Consider the following 15,113-nt stretch of genomic DNA (forward strand, 5'->3'; position numbering starts at 1 on the left):
GGGCGCCCGGGCCCCGGCGGGGCGGGACATCCGGGACGGGGGGGCAGTGCGGAGAGTCAGCGCCAGACCGTGCGGCGCACCCCGTCGTGCGCGGCGCAGGCGTCGCGTCGCCCGCCGGTGAGGCTGACCGAGCCGTCGCGGCACTGCACCAGGAAGCCCCGACCGGCCCAGAACTCGGGCGCGCAGTCGAACCAGTCGCAGATCTCGACCGCCGGCCGGCGGATGCGGTCGCCGCCGCAGAAGTCGTACCCCATCGGGTTGGCGGGGGCGCCACAGAGCCGCTCGCGGGCGGGTGTCGGCGACGGCGAGGCGGTTCGTCGCGGCTTCGACGCGACCGGCGGCGCCTTCGCCTGCGCGGTCGGCAGGGCGACCGGCGGGACGGCGACGTCCGGCGCGGGGGTGGCGGCGACGGCGACCTCGGAGCCGGTCGGATCGGCGGGGTCGGTGTCCAGCAGCGCGGCCGGCACCAGCAGGGCGATGCCGACGGCGACGGCCACGGTGCGCCGGCCGCCGGGCACGAACGCGAAGGGCTGGGCCTGTGCCGGGGTGGCGATCAGCGGCCGGAACGGCTTGAGCTGCGCGTGCTCGGCGATCGCCTCGTCGAGCTGGTCGAGCACCGCGCCGCGCTGCTCGATGGCGTCGGCGAAGGCCAGGGTCAGCTTGAACCGGAAGTCGGCGGCGACGTCGGCCGGAAGCATCAGGCCGGAGGTGCGCCGCCGGTCCAGCACCTGCATGAGGGTGACCGGCGCGTGCGGGTCGTGGGCGAGGCCGGTCATCTTCCCGTACGCCCAGTCGCGCCGGCCGCGACCGCCGAGCAGCACCAGCCGGCGGTTGGTGATCACCGCCATGCCGGCGTCGGCGACCCGGACGCCGTCCGGCCTGCGGGGGCGCGGCGGCGCGGCCGCCGGAGCGACCGTCAGGTCGGGCGCGGGCAGCACGGTGGTGTGTCGTACCTCCACCAGCTGCGCGGCCGGCAGCACCCAGAACACCACCTCGTCGGGCGCGAGTTCGAGGGCCAGGCCGGCGCCCGCCGCGGCCGAGCCCTGGAACTCCTCGGCGAGGGTACGCAGGCGGCGCAGTTCGTCGTCGCGTCGTCGCCATGCCTTGTCGGCGCTGCGGAACTCCCGCCGCCGCCGTTCGTTCTGCCGGTGCACCCACCGGTACCGCCACGTGGAACCCGTCGAATCAGTCCTTGCCACGCCGACTCCTTCGCCGCGCAGGCCACCAACCGGGGTGTCACAGCTGTCAACTGTGACAACGGTTGATGGGGACACGCCGCAACGGGCAAAATGGCCGAACGACGGGCGAAAACGGGCGATAGGTGGATTTCGCCGACTCGTTTCGCGCCAGTCGGGCGTGTCCGGCACCGCGCCCCACCGCACGGGACAGCGGCACCCGGTCCACTGACGCCGGCGGGTGCCGGCGGGCGACCGGTGGAGATCTTGGTACGAGAGGGCCCCTGGAGGGGCCGTTTCTCGCCAAGATTCGAAAGGAGGCCAGCGGGCGGACGCGAGAGTGGGCACCGACGGGGTGTGGCCCGCCGTGCCCGGCGCAGGGATCAAGCCTGACCGCCCGGAGCCGGGTACGGCGGGCCACATCCCCACCACGACGGACCCGCACCACCCCACACAGCGCAGCCACCCCCGGCGCCGCAAGCGCCCTCGCGGCGCAACCACCCCAGGCCCCGCCAGCACCTCAGCTCTCGCAGGCACTCCACGCCCCCGGGGGTCGCAACCACCCCGAGCCCTGCAAGCACCCACCGTCCCGCAACAACCGAAGAAGAAACGCAACCACCCGAGCGCCGCAAGCACCCCGGGCCGGCAGGCACCCCAGGCCCCGCAGCCCGGAGCGCACCACCCCCGAACCGCGCAGCCGTGAACGCGGTCGCGCCCGCCCGGTCGCGGTGACCGGACGGGCGCGACGGACGGGCGCGACGGACGACGGGTCAGTGGCGGCGGCCCTCCCCCACCCGGTAGGTGCGCAGGTTCGGGTCGGCCTTGATCTGCGCCTCCGTGTACTTGATGGTGTCCCAGCCCTTGCCCGAGTAGAGCCGGGTCTGGTCGCCGTACCAGGGCGAGTTCGGGTTGGCCGACTGGGAGTAGGTCAGGATCTGCCGCCCCGAGGGGCCGTCGCGGCCCAGCTCGACGGCCATCACGAAGGACGAGCCGTGCACCACCTTCGGGTAGCCGACGCCGGGCACCAGCGGACTGACGATCATGTTGAACACGCCGGCCTCGGCGCGTCCGCCGTGGATCGGGATGCGCCGGTCGCCGCGCGGCTCGGTCTGGATGTCGCCCAGCCGCGCGTCGAGCGGGATGCCGGCGAGCTTGCGGACCGCGTCGGCGAGCGCGGTGAGCACGCGCGGGTCGGCGGTGTTCAGCCGGCTCGGGGTGCGCACCGGATCGGCGGCGTCGAACGCGTCGGCGAACCGGATGCCGCCCGACAGGGCGAACTCCGTGAACAGGTGCGCGCCCCGGCTGTCCAGGTCGACGCGCAGGTCCCAGCCCTTCAGCGCCGCGCACGCCCCGCGCAGGTCGACGCTCGTGCCGTCCGAGGCGGTCGCGGTCGGATGTGCGGCGCACAGCGCCACCAGGTCGTCGCGGAGCAGTTCACCGCCGTACGCGCGGTTGCCGAAGACCGTCTGCCAGAGCCGGGACGTGGTGTAGCCGCGCCCAGGCAGCCCGTCGGTGCCGGCGAGGCGCTCCCGCACCTGCTCCACGCCGAGGCGGGTACGCAGGCTGCGCTCGGTGCGCTCGTTGCCGATGATGCGCGGGTAGCCCTCCAGCGGCGCCTCCGGGTTGGCCAGCCAGTGGCTGTCGTTGGAGTTGGTCACGTAGTCGGCGCGGAACCGGATCGGCAGGTTGGCCGGGCCGAGGATGCCGGGCACCGCCGCGTCGCGGTCGCGGCCCAGCGCGCAGGCCGACCGGGAGCCGTCGAGGACGGCCTGGCCGCTGGAGGCGTAGAGCGGCTGGAACGGCGCGGGGATGCAGGCGGCGGCCAGCTCGTCGGTGACCCGGGGCACCACCGAGTGGTCGGCGTAGAGCGCCTCGCCACGGGAGTCGGCGGCGATCACGTTCACCCAGGGCAGGAACTGGTGCCGGTCGAGTACCTGCTTCAGCTCGCGGACCGTCTTCGCCCGGCCCATCTGGAGCCAGCCGTCGAAGGCCCGGTTGTTCGTCGCGTTGACGTCGGTGATCGCGTACGCGGTGGTGGTGGTCCAGTCGAAGGTGCCGGGGACGACGACCACCGGACCGAAGTGGGTGTCGTGGAGGGTGCGGCTGACCGGCACGGTGCCGCCACCCGGGGCGGGCACCTGGACGGTGACCGTGCGGGTGGTCATCTTCCGGGCCCGGCCGTCCACGTAGTACGAGGTGGGGTCGCCGGGGACCAGCGCGAGCCGGTGCCAGACGAAGCGCCGGGCGGTGGAGACGGTGTGGCTCCAGGCGAGCGTGCGGTTGTGCCCGATCTCGATGATCGGGTCGCCGACCAGCGCCGCACCCTCCACGTCGTAGCGGCCCGGGACCTTCAGGTGCATCCGGTAGAAGCGCTCCGCGCCCTCCCACGGGAAGTGCGGGTTGGCCAGCACCATCCCGCCGCCGTGCGTGGTGGCCCGCGCGCCCAGCCCGTACGCGTTGCTGCCGACTCCGGCGGGCGCACCGTCGCGGGCGGCGAGGACCGCCGCGGCGCCCGGCGCGTCGAGGGCGGCGGCCGGGCCGGTGGCCGTGGGCGGGGCGGCGGCGACGATCCCGTCGAGCACCGCCCGCGAGCCGGCCCGGACCATGCTGGCCCAGCTCGCGCGCCACATGTCCAGTTCGGTCAGCGGACGCACCCACGGCTTGCCACGGCAGGCCGGGTCGGTGAGGTGCGCCGCTCCGGTGCGGCGCAGATAGCTGTTGTAGCCGGCGACGAAGCCGCGGATCTGGTCCCGGACCTCGTCGGACGGGGAGTGCACCCCGTCGCGGGGCCCGTGCAGCAGCCGCTCCGCCGTGCCGTCGTCGATCGCCTTGCGGTGGAACAGGTCGCTGCGGACGTTCGCGTCCGTGGGGCTCGCCGCTCCGAAGTAGCGGGACCGCTCGGCGTTGACCGTGACGACCTTCTCCGCGATGACGCAGATGTTGTCCTCGGCCTGGACGTGGCCGACGCCGAAGCCGAGGCTGGCGAAGTTGCGGGCGGTGATGTGCGGGACGCCGTACGACGCCCGGCGGATCTCCGCCGAGTAGCCGCCGTCACGGTGCCGCGCGGCGGCCGGCGGAACGCCGGCGACCGCGGTGGTGGCGACCGTGGCGAGGGCGGTGACCAGCGCGCAGAGCGGCCTTGGCCTCATCGGGACTTCCTCCCGTCCGGTGGACGTGTGAGAAGTTCACACGACCGGCATTCTCGCCGGGCGCGGGCGTGCCGAGGAAGACCCGACCGGGAAACCGGGTTGTTCCCCCTACGGACCACCCGGACGCTGGGTAACGTCGGCGGCACCCGGGGTCGACGAGGGGGTGGGACCGGTGGGCGAACCGTTCCGCCCGGTGGTGATCGGCGTCGACATCGGCACCACCAGCGCCAAGGCGGTCGCGTACGACGTGGACGGTGTCCAGCTCGCCCACCACTCGGTCGGCTACCCGCTCGACGAGCCCCTCCCCGGCTACGCGGAGCAGGACGCGCGGCACATCCACGCGGCGGTGCTGGAGTCGGTGCGCACGGTCGTGGCGGAGCTGGACCGGCCGGTCGCCGGGCTCTCCTTCGGCACGGCGATGCACAGCCTGATCGGCCTGGACGCCGACGGTCACCCGCTCACCCCGTCGGTCACCTGGGCCGACTCCCGGGCCAGCCTGCAGGCGGAGCGGCTGCGCGCGGTCCCGTCCGGGCTGGCGCTGCACCGCCGCACCGGCACCCCGGTCCATCCGATGGCGCCGCTGCCCAAGCTGCTCTGGTTCGCCGAGCAGGAGCCGGTGCTGTTCGGGCGGGTGGCGTACTGGGTGGGCATCAAGGACTGGGTGCTGCTGCGGCTGTGCGACGCGCTGGTGACCGACCATTCGGTCGCCTCCGCCACCGGGCTGATGGACCTGCACCAGCTCTCCTGGGACGAGGAGGCACTCGGGATCGCCGGGATCACCGCCGAGCAGTTGCCGGAGCTGGTCCCCACCACCACCGTGCTGCCCGGTCTCACCGCCGAGGCCGCCGCGGCCACCGGGCTGCCCCGGGACACGAGGGTGGTCGTCGGCGCCGGGGACGGCCCGCTGGCCAACCTCGGGCTCGGCGCGGTCGCCCCGGGCGTGATGGCCTGCACGATCGGCACCAGCGGCGCGATGCGGGTGATGGTGGAGCGCCCCGGCGTCGACCCGCTCGGCGGGGTGTTCTGCTACGCGCTGACCGAGCACCGCTGGGTGGTCGGCGGGGCGATCAACAACGGCGGCGTCGTGCTGGAATGGACCGGCGAGGCGCTCGCTCCCGAACTGGGCGAGGACGCCGAGGAGGAGCTGCTGGCGCAGGCCGCCCGGGCGCCGGTCGGCTCCGGCGGTCTGATCATGCTGCCGTACCTGCTCAGCGAGCGCGCCCCGCACTGGAGCGCGCTGCCGCGCGGCGCGTACGTGGGGCTGACCAACTGGCACCGCCGCGCGCACCTGGTGCGGGCCGCGCTGGAGGGCGTCTGCCAGCAGTTGGCGCTGGTGCTGGCCTCGGTGCGGGCCGCTGGCAACGAGGTACGGGAGATCCGCGCCAGCGGCGGCTTCGCGCGCAGCCCGCTGTGGCGGCAGATGCTGGCCGACGTGCTCGGCGTGCCGGTGCACTTCCCCGCCACGAGTGAGGGCTCCGGCTTCGGCGCGGCGCTGCTCGGCATGGAGGCGCTGGGGCTGATCCCCTCCATCGACGTCGCCGCCCACCTGGTGCGCATCGAGGAGACGGCACGCCCGGATCCGGCCGCCGCCGCCACGTACGCCGCCCTGCTGCCGCTCTTCGCCGGGCTCTACGACGCGCTGGTCCCCACGTTCACCGCGCTGCGCCGCCTCGCCCCGGGCCTGCCGCCGACACCGGCGCCGGCACCACCGACGCGGTAGGGCGCCGCCCGGTCGGGTGACGCCGCCGGGGGCGCCGACAGCGGCCCGGGCGTCGCCGACACCGGTGACCCCGGGGCCCGCCGGACGCGGTGCCGCCCGGCGGGCACCGTCAGGGGGCCTCGACCCCGGAGATGAGGTAGCGGTGCACCTCCGCGCCGCGGATCGCCACCGCCTGCTCCTCGGCGGGGCCGGAGCCCCGGAAGTCGAGCAGTTGCTCCTCGGACTCCCAGCGCTCGTAGACGTTGATCCGTCCCGGCTCGACGAGGTCCGCGCCGATCGCGAAGTCGACGCAACCCGGCGCGGACCGCGCCTGCCGGACGACCGACACGCAGTCGGCCAGGTAGGCGTCCCGCTGGTCCGGGTCGACGTAGAGACTGCCGGCGACGATGAGCACTGTTGACCTCCGGGGCGGCGCGCCTCAGGCGCGGGTGATGGCGTTGGCGTGGATGGCCTCGCCCAGGTACGCGGCCATCCCCGGCCTGATCCTCTCGAAGTACGCCGTGAACCGCTCGTCCGCCATGTACATGTCGGCCAGCCCGGTGTGGATCTCGTACGAGCACTCGTAGTACCAGCGGCTGATCAACTGCCGGTGCTCCTCGGCCAGGTCCATCGCCGCCGGGCTGTCGGCCGGCGCGCCGGAGGACATCACCTCGGCGAACCGCCGCCCCCAGTCCTCGTTCTCCGCCCTGTTCCGCAGCCAGTCGTCCTTCGTGTAGCGCGACACGCGCCGGTTCGACTCCCGGTACGCCTCGCTGCCGCCCCAGCGCCGCTCGGCCTCCTCGGCGTGCGCGTCCGGGTCGAAGTCGCCGAAGACCTCGAACCGCTCCTGCGGGGTGAGTCCGATGTTCAACCTGCTCGCCTCCATCGCGAACTCGATCGCCGTGACCATCTCCTGGAGCCGCCTGATGCGTACGGTCAGCAGCTCGTGCTGGCGGCGCAGGTGCGCCGCCGGGTCACTCGCCGGGTCGTCGAGGATCGCGGCGATCTCCTCCAGCGGGAACCCCAGCTCCCGGTAGTAGCGGATGTGCTGCAACCGCTCCAGGTCGGCGTCGTCGTAGCGCCGGTATCCCGCGCCGCTGCGCCCGCCGGGCGAGAGCAGTCCGATCTCGTCGTAGTGGTGCAGCGTCCGCACGGTCACGCCGGCCGCCTTCGCCACCTGTCCCACCGTGTACGCCATGGCTTCCCTCCCTTCCGCCGTCGAGGCTCCCGCCTGCCGTTACGTGAGGGTCAAGCCCGATTCTGCGACCTGTGCCACGCGGCTGGCCGGCGATCGGTCGGTACCGCCCGAACGCGTGTGGGCCGCCCGGTCTGCGGGCGGCCCACACGGTCATTACGTCGAGTCGTCAGCGCCTCACCAACGGCGGGTGCTATCCGGCCACGCGTCGTAGGGCACGGCCGACAGGATCGGGTCCCACCCGGTGCTGGCAGGGCCCGTCGGCGCGTAGGCGGTCACGTCGGTGCCGCTGCCGTTGAACGGGCTGGCGTCCAGGTAGCCGGTGACCACACCGTCGGCGTCCCGCCGGTAGTAGTGACCTCCGCCAGGGGAGAAGAGCGAGGTCATGTTGCTCCAGCCGGTGGTCACCAGATCCTGCCGGTGCCACACGTCGTTGGCGTCGACGTCGTACGCCACCAGGATGCTGCCGGCCGTGGCGACGAGCCGGTTCCTACCGGTGGCGCCCAGCGTGGGCAGGCTGAACCCGGTGGCCGGATCGCCGTTGTTGTCGTACACCGGCCAGCCGGGGAAGTCGCCCGGCCCCGGCTTGGCCTTGGTCACCTTGTAGCGGCGCAGGAAGCCGTTGGCCGTGCCGAAGAGGCCGCCGTTGCCGTCGTGGACCAGCCGGTCATGGGTCCACCCGCTGGTGGCGATCGGCGCCGACACGGTGAAGGCCAGCGGCTCGTGGCTGGTGACGTCCACCCGGTAGAGGTGCGCGTTGGTGCCGGTCATCACGATGGTGTCCGAATTGAGGGTGGCCATCGCCTTCGGGGTGAAGCCGAGGGTCTGCGCCGAGACGGTGCTGACCTTCTTCGCCCCGGTCACCGGATCGAGCGCAGTGTACGACAGGCGGCCGTCGGGCTTGGCGCCGAAGACCGAGACGAGCCCGGCCCAGGGGCGGGCGGAGAGCAGCACCTGGTTCCAGCCGGAGGTACTGACCGGGTCGGTGGGGAAGCTCTGGATATCGGTGCCGCTGCCGTCGACGGGGCTCGCGTCACGGTAACGGTCCAGTCGGCCGGTGGAGCTGCGGGCGTAGTAGAAGCCGCCGCCGGGCGAGACGAGGTGCGTCGGGGCAGCCCAGCCCGTGGTGGCCAGCGTACTGACGGTCCACCCACCCGGGCCGTCTCCGTAGACGCGGTAGGAGAGCAGCCGGCCGTCGGAGACCGTGCCGAGGATCCGTCCGGGGGCCGGCGAGGTGATGGTCTTCTGGCCGAAGCCGGAGGAGACCGCCGTCGCCCGGGTGAGGTCCGCGCCCGTCGGCTTGGCGCTGGTGATCGTGCGCCGGTAGAGGTGGTTGGTGCTCCCGTTGATGTAGTAGAGGGAGCCGTAGCCGTCGTAGGCCAGCCGGTCGTACGGCGACCACCCCGCGGCGATGTTCGTCGTGGTGAAGGTCAGCGGGTCGTGTCCGGTCACGTCCACCCGGTACAGGGTGCCGCCGGTGTCGCTGATCAGGATCGTGTTCTCGTTCAGCGTCGCCATCGCCTTGGGCGTGAAGCCGAGGGTTGCGGTCGACTGCCGGTTGGCCCGCAGGTCGCCGGTGGCGGAGTCGATGACGCCGTAGGTGAGCTGACCGCTGGCGAGGACACCGAATATCTGCACGTCGGCGAGCTGCTCACGGACCCAGGGGCCGAGGTCGTCCACGCGGGTGGCGGTGGCGCCGTCGCGGGTCTCGGTCTCGCCCAGGCAGCCCTTCTGCCAGGACGTGGCAGCGATGGCGACCAACTCGACGGTGCCTGCGTCGTCGCGGAACGCCGGGCCGCCGGCGTCGCCCTTGCAGAGGGTGGCGCCGGCCGACGCGCCGACCAGCCCGACGGACCCGCCGGTCAAGTCTTGGACGGTGAAGGATCCCTGGTGCAGCCGGTTCGGCACCCACTCCGTGGCGGTGCGGCCGTAGCCGGTGACCCGTAGGGTCTCGGCGGCGGTCGGCGCGGTGGTGGCGAGCGCGACCGTGGGCACGCCGGTGGCTGGGGCGGAGAGCCGCGCCAGTGCGAGGTTGCGGCCCGGGTGGGGCACGACGTGGGTGACGCGGCGATGCACTCCGGACGTGGTCGTGAGGTCCGTGCGGCCGACGAGCGCGGTGGTCGCCCGGGCGGGCGCGCCGGTGACGGTCGGATTGGTGCCGTCGGCGAAGCAGGACTTCGCCGTCACCAACCAGTTCGGGTCGATGAGCGCGCCGGAGCAGGCGCGCACGTCACCGAAGGTGATCTTGGCGTTGAAGAGGTAACTGCCGTCCGGGACCGGATCGGCGGCGGCGATGGCCGAGGCGGAGCCGCCGCCCAACAGCCCGGCCGCGAGGGTGGCACCCAGCAGGGCGGCGCCCCACCGGCGTACACGACGAGATGACAAAGTGGTCCCCCGTGTCTCTAGGTGTCATCCGGGCCGATCAGGCGGCTCGGATCGCGCGCATGCTATCGAGCCGGGTACATGAACCGGGGGCCCCGCTCGCAAAGCCTCCACTATGGACATATGGCGTCGAATCGGCCGGTATCCGGGGCGGTGTGTCAGCGTTGGCGGGCCTTCAGGACCACTCCTCCACCGGGTCGCCGTCCCGCCCCGAGCCGGCCGGTCCAGCGTCGTCCGCCGGGGAGGCGGCGACCGGCGGTCCGCCGTGCGTCCAGGGCGTCTCATCGACCGCCGGGAACGCCCCCGCCGGCATGAACGCGTCCGACAGGGTGGTGTAGCAGAGCCGCTCCCCCACCTCGGGCACGCTGCCCGGCGGCGCGGTCAGCCCCCGGCCCATCCCCCCGGAGAGCTCCAGCACGACCTCGGTCTTGCCGTCCGCCGCCGGGGTGACGAAGACCACCCGGGCCTTCTGCGCCGGCCGGGCCGGCGAGTACAGCGTCGCGCCGACCGGCACGAGCACCGGCTCGGTGCTGACCAACTGGATCCGGGGGCGCAGCACCGGCCGCTTGCCGGTGTCGTCCACCCGCTTCGGGTCCGCCAGGGTCACCTCGCCGACGAACGCCTCCCCGGTCAGCCGGTGCTCCGCCATCACCAGCGGGTCGTCGTAGGCGCGCTGCACCGCGTACGAGGTCAGGGCCCGTTCCAGCCGGTGCAGCCGCTGGGCGGCGGCGACCGCCCCGTCGCGGCGGGGTTGCGGCGCGCCGCCGGAGTCGACGTGTTCGGCGTAGCCGGTGAAGGCGTCCTTGTCGCCGTCCCACCGGCCGGCCACCCGGGCCCCCGGGGGCAGGCCGCGCAGCAGCCCCACGCCGCGCCACATCAGCTCCCAGGTGGGCGCGAGCTGGTCGCGCAGCAGCCGTTCCAGCTCCGCGTACGCCCCGGCGCGCGCGACCGGGTCGTCCTCGGCGTCGGTGTACGCGGCGATGGCCGGGGCGAGCCACCGGTTGTCGAAGTCCGGGTCGGTGGCCGGCCCGGCGGGCGGGCAGGTCGCCGGGTCCTCGGCCCGGGCCGCCGCATCGGCGCCGGTGAGCCCGGCGGGCGGGTCGATCCAGCCGAGCAGCGCCGGCAGGTGCAGGTCCTCCACCACGCTCTGCCCGGTGGCCCAGTGCAGGGCCAGCGCGTCGGTCATCGCCACGAGCGCCGACGAGCCGGGATGCTCGGCCCGCTCGGCGAAGAACGTCAGCCAGCGCCCGAGCACCGGCACCGACGGGTGCACCGGATACTCCCCGTCGGGGCGGCGGAAGCGGGTGGAGCGGCCGAGCAGCCGCAGGAAGGTGATCCCGGCGGGGTTCGGCACCAGCAGCTGCGGGGCGTCGACGTGACGGTAGCGCACGTCCCGGCCCCGGTCGACCGGCACCGCCTCGGAGACGCCCCGGAACCCGTCCAGGTAGGGCAGCACGATCCCGGCCAGCTCGGCGGCGAACGCGAACCGCTGGTCGCGGTTGCGGGGCTGCGGCACGATCAGCAGCCGCGCCGCGTCCGGGGCGTCGCCGACCAGCGCCGCCAGCGGCGCGTTCGCCTCGCCGGCCATCGCCAGCGGCACCAGCACCAGCGGTCGCTCGGCCAGGTGCAGGTGCCGGACGGTGGCCACCGGCTGGGCCACCCCGGCGGCGAGCGCCTGGGCCCGGGCCAGCGCGCGCAGCGTGCTCACACCGACCTGCCCGCACGGCCGGTGGCGGCTGATGGCCGCGCCGCTCGCCCCGGCCCCGCGAGTGAACCGGCGCGGGGCGGCGAGGCATCGGCCGGGTGGTGGCGACGGGCTGCCGGCGTACTCATGCGGGGGTCCCGGTGAGGGCGTCGGCGCGCAGCCGGGCGGCGGCCCGCAGCAGCGCGGCGGCCTCCTCCTGCCCGGGCTCCGGCGTGCGCTCGCCGGCGGCCAGCGCCAGCACCTCGTCGACCTCCGCGACCCCGCCGAGCGCCTCCCGGACCGGCCGGCCCAGCGCCCCGGTGTGGCCCCGCGCCTCGGTGCGGCAGAAGTACGCCAGCTCGCAGGCCGCCAGGCAGTCGGGTGCGTAGCGGGCCGCCACCCTCGACAGCGCGGCGAGCAGCGCCGCGGGCTCCGCCGTCACGTCGGCGGTGAAGTCCTCGGGCACGGTGGCCAGCAGCGCGTCGACCCGGGCCATCCGGTCGAGCTGGCGGCGCAGCACCAGCAGTTGCTTGCGCACGTCGACCAGGCTGGCCACCGGCTGGTTGGCGAAGTCGCGCGGGCAGACCAGCACCGCGTCGTGCGACACCAGCTCCGGGTCGTGGCCGGCGGCGGCGAGCAGCTCGCGCAGGGCCAGCACGTAGACGGCGGCCTGGATCGCGGCGGCGGACACCTTGGCCGGGTCGGCCTGGCCGTCGACCACCGGGAACGACTTGATCTCGACGACGTGGAACCGGCCGGCGAGCCGGGCGGCGACCAGGTCCGGCTCCAGGTGCACCCGGCGGCCGGCGACGTCCAGACCCAGCAGCGGGTGGTCGAACAGCGCGGCGCCGTCGTCCGTCCCGCCGGGGGTCGCGCCGGTCAGCAGCGCGGCGGAGCGGCGGTGCCGGGCCGCCGTGTCGTCCTCGACGCCGTCGCCGAGGTCCGTCCAGCTCGCCGCCGCCGGCACCGGTACGCCCAGCCGCTCGGCGACCAGCCGCAGCAGCTCGGCCCCGCCGTCGGCCTTGACCTGCGCCTCGAACGCGTTGCCCCGGGTGATGGCGAACCGGGACTGCCCGAACCGGGCGGGAAAGCCGATCCGCTCGGCCAGCTTCGGCTTGTCCACCCCCGCGCCGTCCAGCACGGCCCGCCGGGTGCAGCCCGGGTTGCCGGTCAGGGCGGCGATGGTGCGCGCGTTGTGCCGCCTCGGTGGCACGCCGCCGCGGATCGCGGCCAGTCGTTCCTCGGTGCTCGTCACGATCCGCCACGATAGGCGGTCACCGCCGCCCGCGCCGGGCGCCGCCCCGACCGGTGACACCCGGCGCGGGGCCGGGCCGGGCGGAGCCGGCTCAGAGCAGGGCCGCGAACGGCCCCAGGACACCGCAGCAGATCAGCCCGAACACGCCCAACGTGAGCAGCGCGATGCTGTAGTTCGACCAGAGCCCGAACTTCGTCACGTCGGTGCCGTAGCCGTCGTAGGCGCGGTTGCGCCAGCCACCGAAGCGGAACGACAGGTGGTAGGCCACGCCGGGCTGGGCGACCAGCGTGGTGGTGATCAGCGGCAGGCCCATGAAGTCGGTGTACCGGACGTCGTGCGAGCCGGGAGGGATCACCACGTACCAGGTGCCCTCGCCGGGGATCGGCACCGTCTGGCCGCTGACCTTGAACTTGCTCGTGGTGGGGGCGGGCACGATGTACGGGCCACGGTTCACCGAGACGACGAGCACCGCGTAGCCGGGCGGTGGCGCGATCGGGTGGGGGTACACCATCGGCGTCACGGGGCCGGGCATGTGCGGGTACGACGCATGAGGGGGGTACGACACCGCCACATCCTGGCACGCCCCGACCAGCCTGCCGGGCGCCGACGGATCACGGACCGGTCAGCGCCCGGCGGAGCGGTTCCAGGGCGAACGGGGCAGGGCGGTGCCGGCCAGCGGTCGGCGGTCGCGGCGACGGCGGCGGCGGCGTCCGGGGGTGCACGGCGGCCGGGAGACGGTGTGCACCGGAGCCGGGGCGGGCACGGCGGGCTGCCGGCCGATCAGCCAGCAGAGGAAACGGGCCATCGGTGGGGCTCAGCCGACCGGGAGGCGCTCGGCCTCGGACCGGGAGATCTCGTACTGGGCGCCGCAGAAGGTGCACTGCTGCACGTAGCGGGTGCGGATCGGGATGATCGGCACGAAGAACAGGCTGAACTTCGTCGATCGGCGCGTGATCACCTGCGCGGCGTGGTTGTGGCAGTTGCGGCAGACCTGCTGCACCACGCCGGACTGGTTGACCTTGGTCCGGAGCCCGAAGATGAAGAACATCGCCCCCCAGTACCCACCAGTCGCCCGTCTATCACCTGCGATCTTCGACGGCCTCGGGCGCGCTCCGGTCGGAGCGCGCCCGAGGCGTACGTCAGCTGGTCGCCTTCGCGGGTGCGGGTTCCAGGCCCGGCACCTCCGCGGGGAGCCAGATCGGCTGCCAGTCCGCCATCTCGTGGAAGCGGCGCAGCTCGAACAGCCCCGAGAGCGACCCCGCCCAGGCCCCGTACGGGGGGTTCTGCTCGTCGAAGCCGGACTGCACGAAGGTCAGCTTCGTCTTCCCCTGCGACTCGGCCAGCTCCCAGGTGCTGACGCCGGTCGGCCCCCAGTCCACCGACAGCTTCCGGCCGGGCTCCAGGTCGACGACCCTGGCCGCGTAGCCGTGCTCGAAGCCGCCCATGGCGTAGCGGCCGCCGACCCACGGCTCGATGCCGATCGGGTAGCCGAACCAGGCGCTGGCCTGCTCGGAGTCGGTCAGCGACTCGAACACCTTCGCCGTCGGCGCGTCGATCAGCAGCTCGCCGCGCAGCTCGGCGGAGGTGAAGTCGACCTTCGGCAGCAGCGGTTGCCCTTCCAGGTGGGCGGCCAGGTTGGCGATCGACAGGCTCCAGAAGGTCTGGAGCACGCCCCGGATGGTGCTGCCGCTCATCGCCTCGGCGAAGTCGAAGTGGCTCTGGGTCAACGTCAGCACGGTGGTGTCGGGGCCCTCCGCGCGCAGGGCGAACTCGGTGGTGGTCTCGACGCCGTCGAGCAGCCAGGTGAAGCGCAGCGTGTCGTCGTCGGCGTGCAACAGCCGCTGGTGCGGCGCGTCGCCCTCCGGGGTGTACCGGCCCCAGAACTCGTACCGTCGCGGCAGCTCGACCTCGGCGTGCTCGGCGAGCCAGAGGCGCAGCTCGGCCGGGTCGGTCAGGGCGCGGCGGACGGTCGCGACGGGCGCGGCGAGGCGTACGGGCAGCTTCATCGGTTCACTCACGGTCTTTCCCCTTCGGATAGCAGGCCACGGCGAGCTTGAAGGCGTCGCCCTCGGCGCCCCCGTAGCGCGTGAACAGGTCCCGCAGAGCGGTCTGCAGGTCGTGCAGGAACTGCTGGCGTTGTTCCGCCGGCACCCGGATCTCGCCGGCGACCCCGATCGAGGGGAGCTCGGGGGCGGCGCGGTCCAGCCCGGCGATGTCCTCCTGGACCTCCTCCATCAGGTCCAGCAGGTAGCCGAGGCTCAGCTCGTCGCGGGCGCGGCGCAGGCCGATCCGCCCGACCAGGCGGGGGGACAGCCAGTAGGAGCGGGCGGCGGCCTGGTAGATGCCCTCCGTGATGCCCCGGACCTTGCGCTCGTTGACCAGCTCGACCAGGCCGGCGGCGACGAGCTGCTTGACGTGGTAGTAGACGCGCTGCGGCGTCTGCTCCAGCCGGGTGGCGACCTCGGTGCAGGTGCGGGGCTCGGCCAGTTGCCGCAGCACCTCGACGCGCTGCGGCTTGAGCAGGACCTCGGCCTGCTCGATCTGTTCCAGGTACAGGACGTCTCTCATGGCAAA

Annotated in this window: 12 protein-coding genes; 1 reads left to right on the forward strand and 11 read right to left on the reverse strand. The window is 74.0% G+C overall.

Going from position 1 to position 15,113, the window contains the following annotated elements:
* Window positions 1–56 precede the first annotated feature (56 nt).
* On the reverse strand, window positions 57–1,199 hold the full coding sequence (locus AB0883_RS08610; RefSeq protein WP_366640636.1) for a hypothetical protein: 1,143 nt from the start codon (window positions 1,197–1,199) through the stop codon (window positions 57–59).
* Window positions 1,200–1,945: 746 nt separating this feature from the next.
* Window positions 1,946–4,324 carry an acylase gene (locus tag AB0883_RS08615; protein ID WP_366640637.1) on the reverse strand — a complete coding sequence of 793 codons (2,379 nt, stop codon included), beginning with the start codon at window positions 4,322–4,324 and terminating at the stop codon, window positions 1,946–1,948.
* Window positions 4,325–4,496: 172 nt separating this feature from the next.
* Between AB0883_RS08615 and AB0883_RS08620 the strand changes: the two genes are divergently transcribed.
* Window positions 4,497–6,044, forward strand: coding sequence for a gluconokinase (locus tag AB0883_RS08620; protein ID WP_366640639.1), 1,548 nt, complete (start codon window positions 4,497–4,499; stop codon window positions 6,042–6,044).
* A gap of 109 nt (window positions 6,045–6,153) precedes the next feature.
* Here the strand turns inward: AB0883_RS08620 and AB0883_RS08625 are convergent, their stop codons facing one another.
* The 9 genes from AB0883_RS08625 to AB0883_RS08665 all read right to left on the reverse strand — a co-directional run bounded on the left by AB0883_RS08625 (window position 6,154) and on the right by AB0883_RS08665 (window position 15,107).
* Window positions 6,154–6,438: an antibiotic biosynthesis monooxygenase family protein gene (locus AB0883_RS08625; protein ID WP_366640641.1), complete on the reverse strand. Its 285-nt coding sequence runs from the start codon at window positions 6,436–6,438 to the stop codon at window positions 6,154–6,156.
* A 24-nt stretch (window positions 6,439–6,462) separates the two neighbouring features.
* Window positions 6,463–7,221: a MerR family transcriptional regulator gene (locus AB0883_RS08630; RefSeq protein WP_366640643.1), complete on the reverse strand. Its 759-nt coding sequence runs from the start codon at window positions 7,219–7,221 to the stop codon at window positions 6,463–6,465.
* A gap of 174 nt (window positions 7,222–7,395) precedes the next feature.
* Window positions 7,396–9,603 (reverse strand): tachylectin-related carbohydrate-binding protein, encoded by a 2,208-nt coding sequence (locus AB0883_RS08635; RefSeq protein ID WP_366640645.1) that lies wholly within the window; start codon window positions 9,601–9,603, stop codon window positions 7,396–7,398.
* A 172-nt stretch (window positions 9,604–9,775) separates the two neighbouring features.
* The gene (locus AB0883_RS08640) at window positions 9,776–11,308 is read right to left on the reverse strand and encodes a hypothetical protein (protein WP_366640646.1); all 1,533 of its coding nucleotides are present in this window, start codon (window positions 11,306–11,308) and stop codon (window positions 9,776–9,778) included.
* A 121-nt stretch (window positions 11,309–11,429) separates the two neighbouring features.
* Window positions 11,430–12,539: a hypothetical protein gene (locus AB0883_RS08645; RefSeq protein WP_366640648.1), complete on the reverse strand. Its 1,110-nt coding sequence runs from the start codon at window positions 12,537–12,539 to the stop codon at window positions 11,430–11,432.
* A gap of 91 nt (window positions 12,540–12,630) precedes the next feature.
* Window positions 12,631–13,104 (reverse strand): hypothetical protein, encoded by a 474-nt coding sequence (locus AB0883_RS08650; RefSeq protein ID WP_366640650.1) that lies wholly within the window; start codon window positions 13,102–13,104, stop codon window positions 12,631–12,633.
* A 249-nt stretch (window positions 13,105–13,353) separates the two neighbouring features.
* On the reverse strand, window positions 13,354–13,587 hold the full coding sequence (locus tag AB0883_RS08655) for a zinc-ribbon domain-containing protein (protein WP_366640651.1): 234 nt from the start codon (window positions 13,585–13,587) through the stop codon (window positions 13,354–13,356).
* 91 nt (window positions 13,588–13,678) lie between these two features.
* A complete protein-coding gene (locus AB0883_RS08660; RefSeq protein WP_366640653.1) occupies window positions 13,679–14,557 on the reverse strand; it encodes an SRPBCC family protein in 879 nt (292 codons plus the stop codon).
* A complete protein-coding gene (locus tag AB0883_RS08665; RefSeq protein ID WP_366640655.1) occupies window positions 14,550–15,107 on the reverse strand; it encodes a helix-turn-helix domain-containing protein in 558 nt (185 codons plus the stop codon). The genes AB0883_RS08660 and AB0883_RS08665 overlap by 8 nt, the downstream gene beginning before the upstream one ends.
* Window positions 15,108–15,113: the final 6 nt, after the last annotated feature.

This window comes from Micromonospora sp. NPDC047812 (genome assembly GCF_040704175.1).
Taxonomy (GTDB): domain Bacteria; phylum Actinomycetota; class Actinomycetes; order Mycobacteriales; family Micromonosporaceae; genus Micromonospora.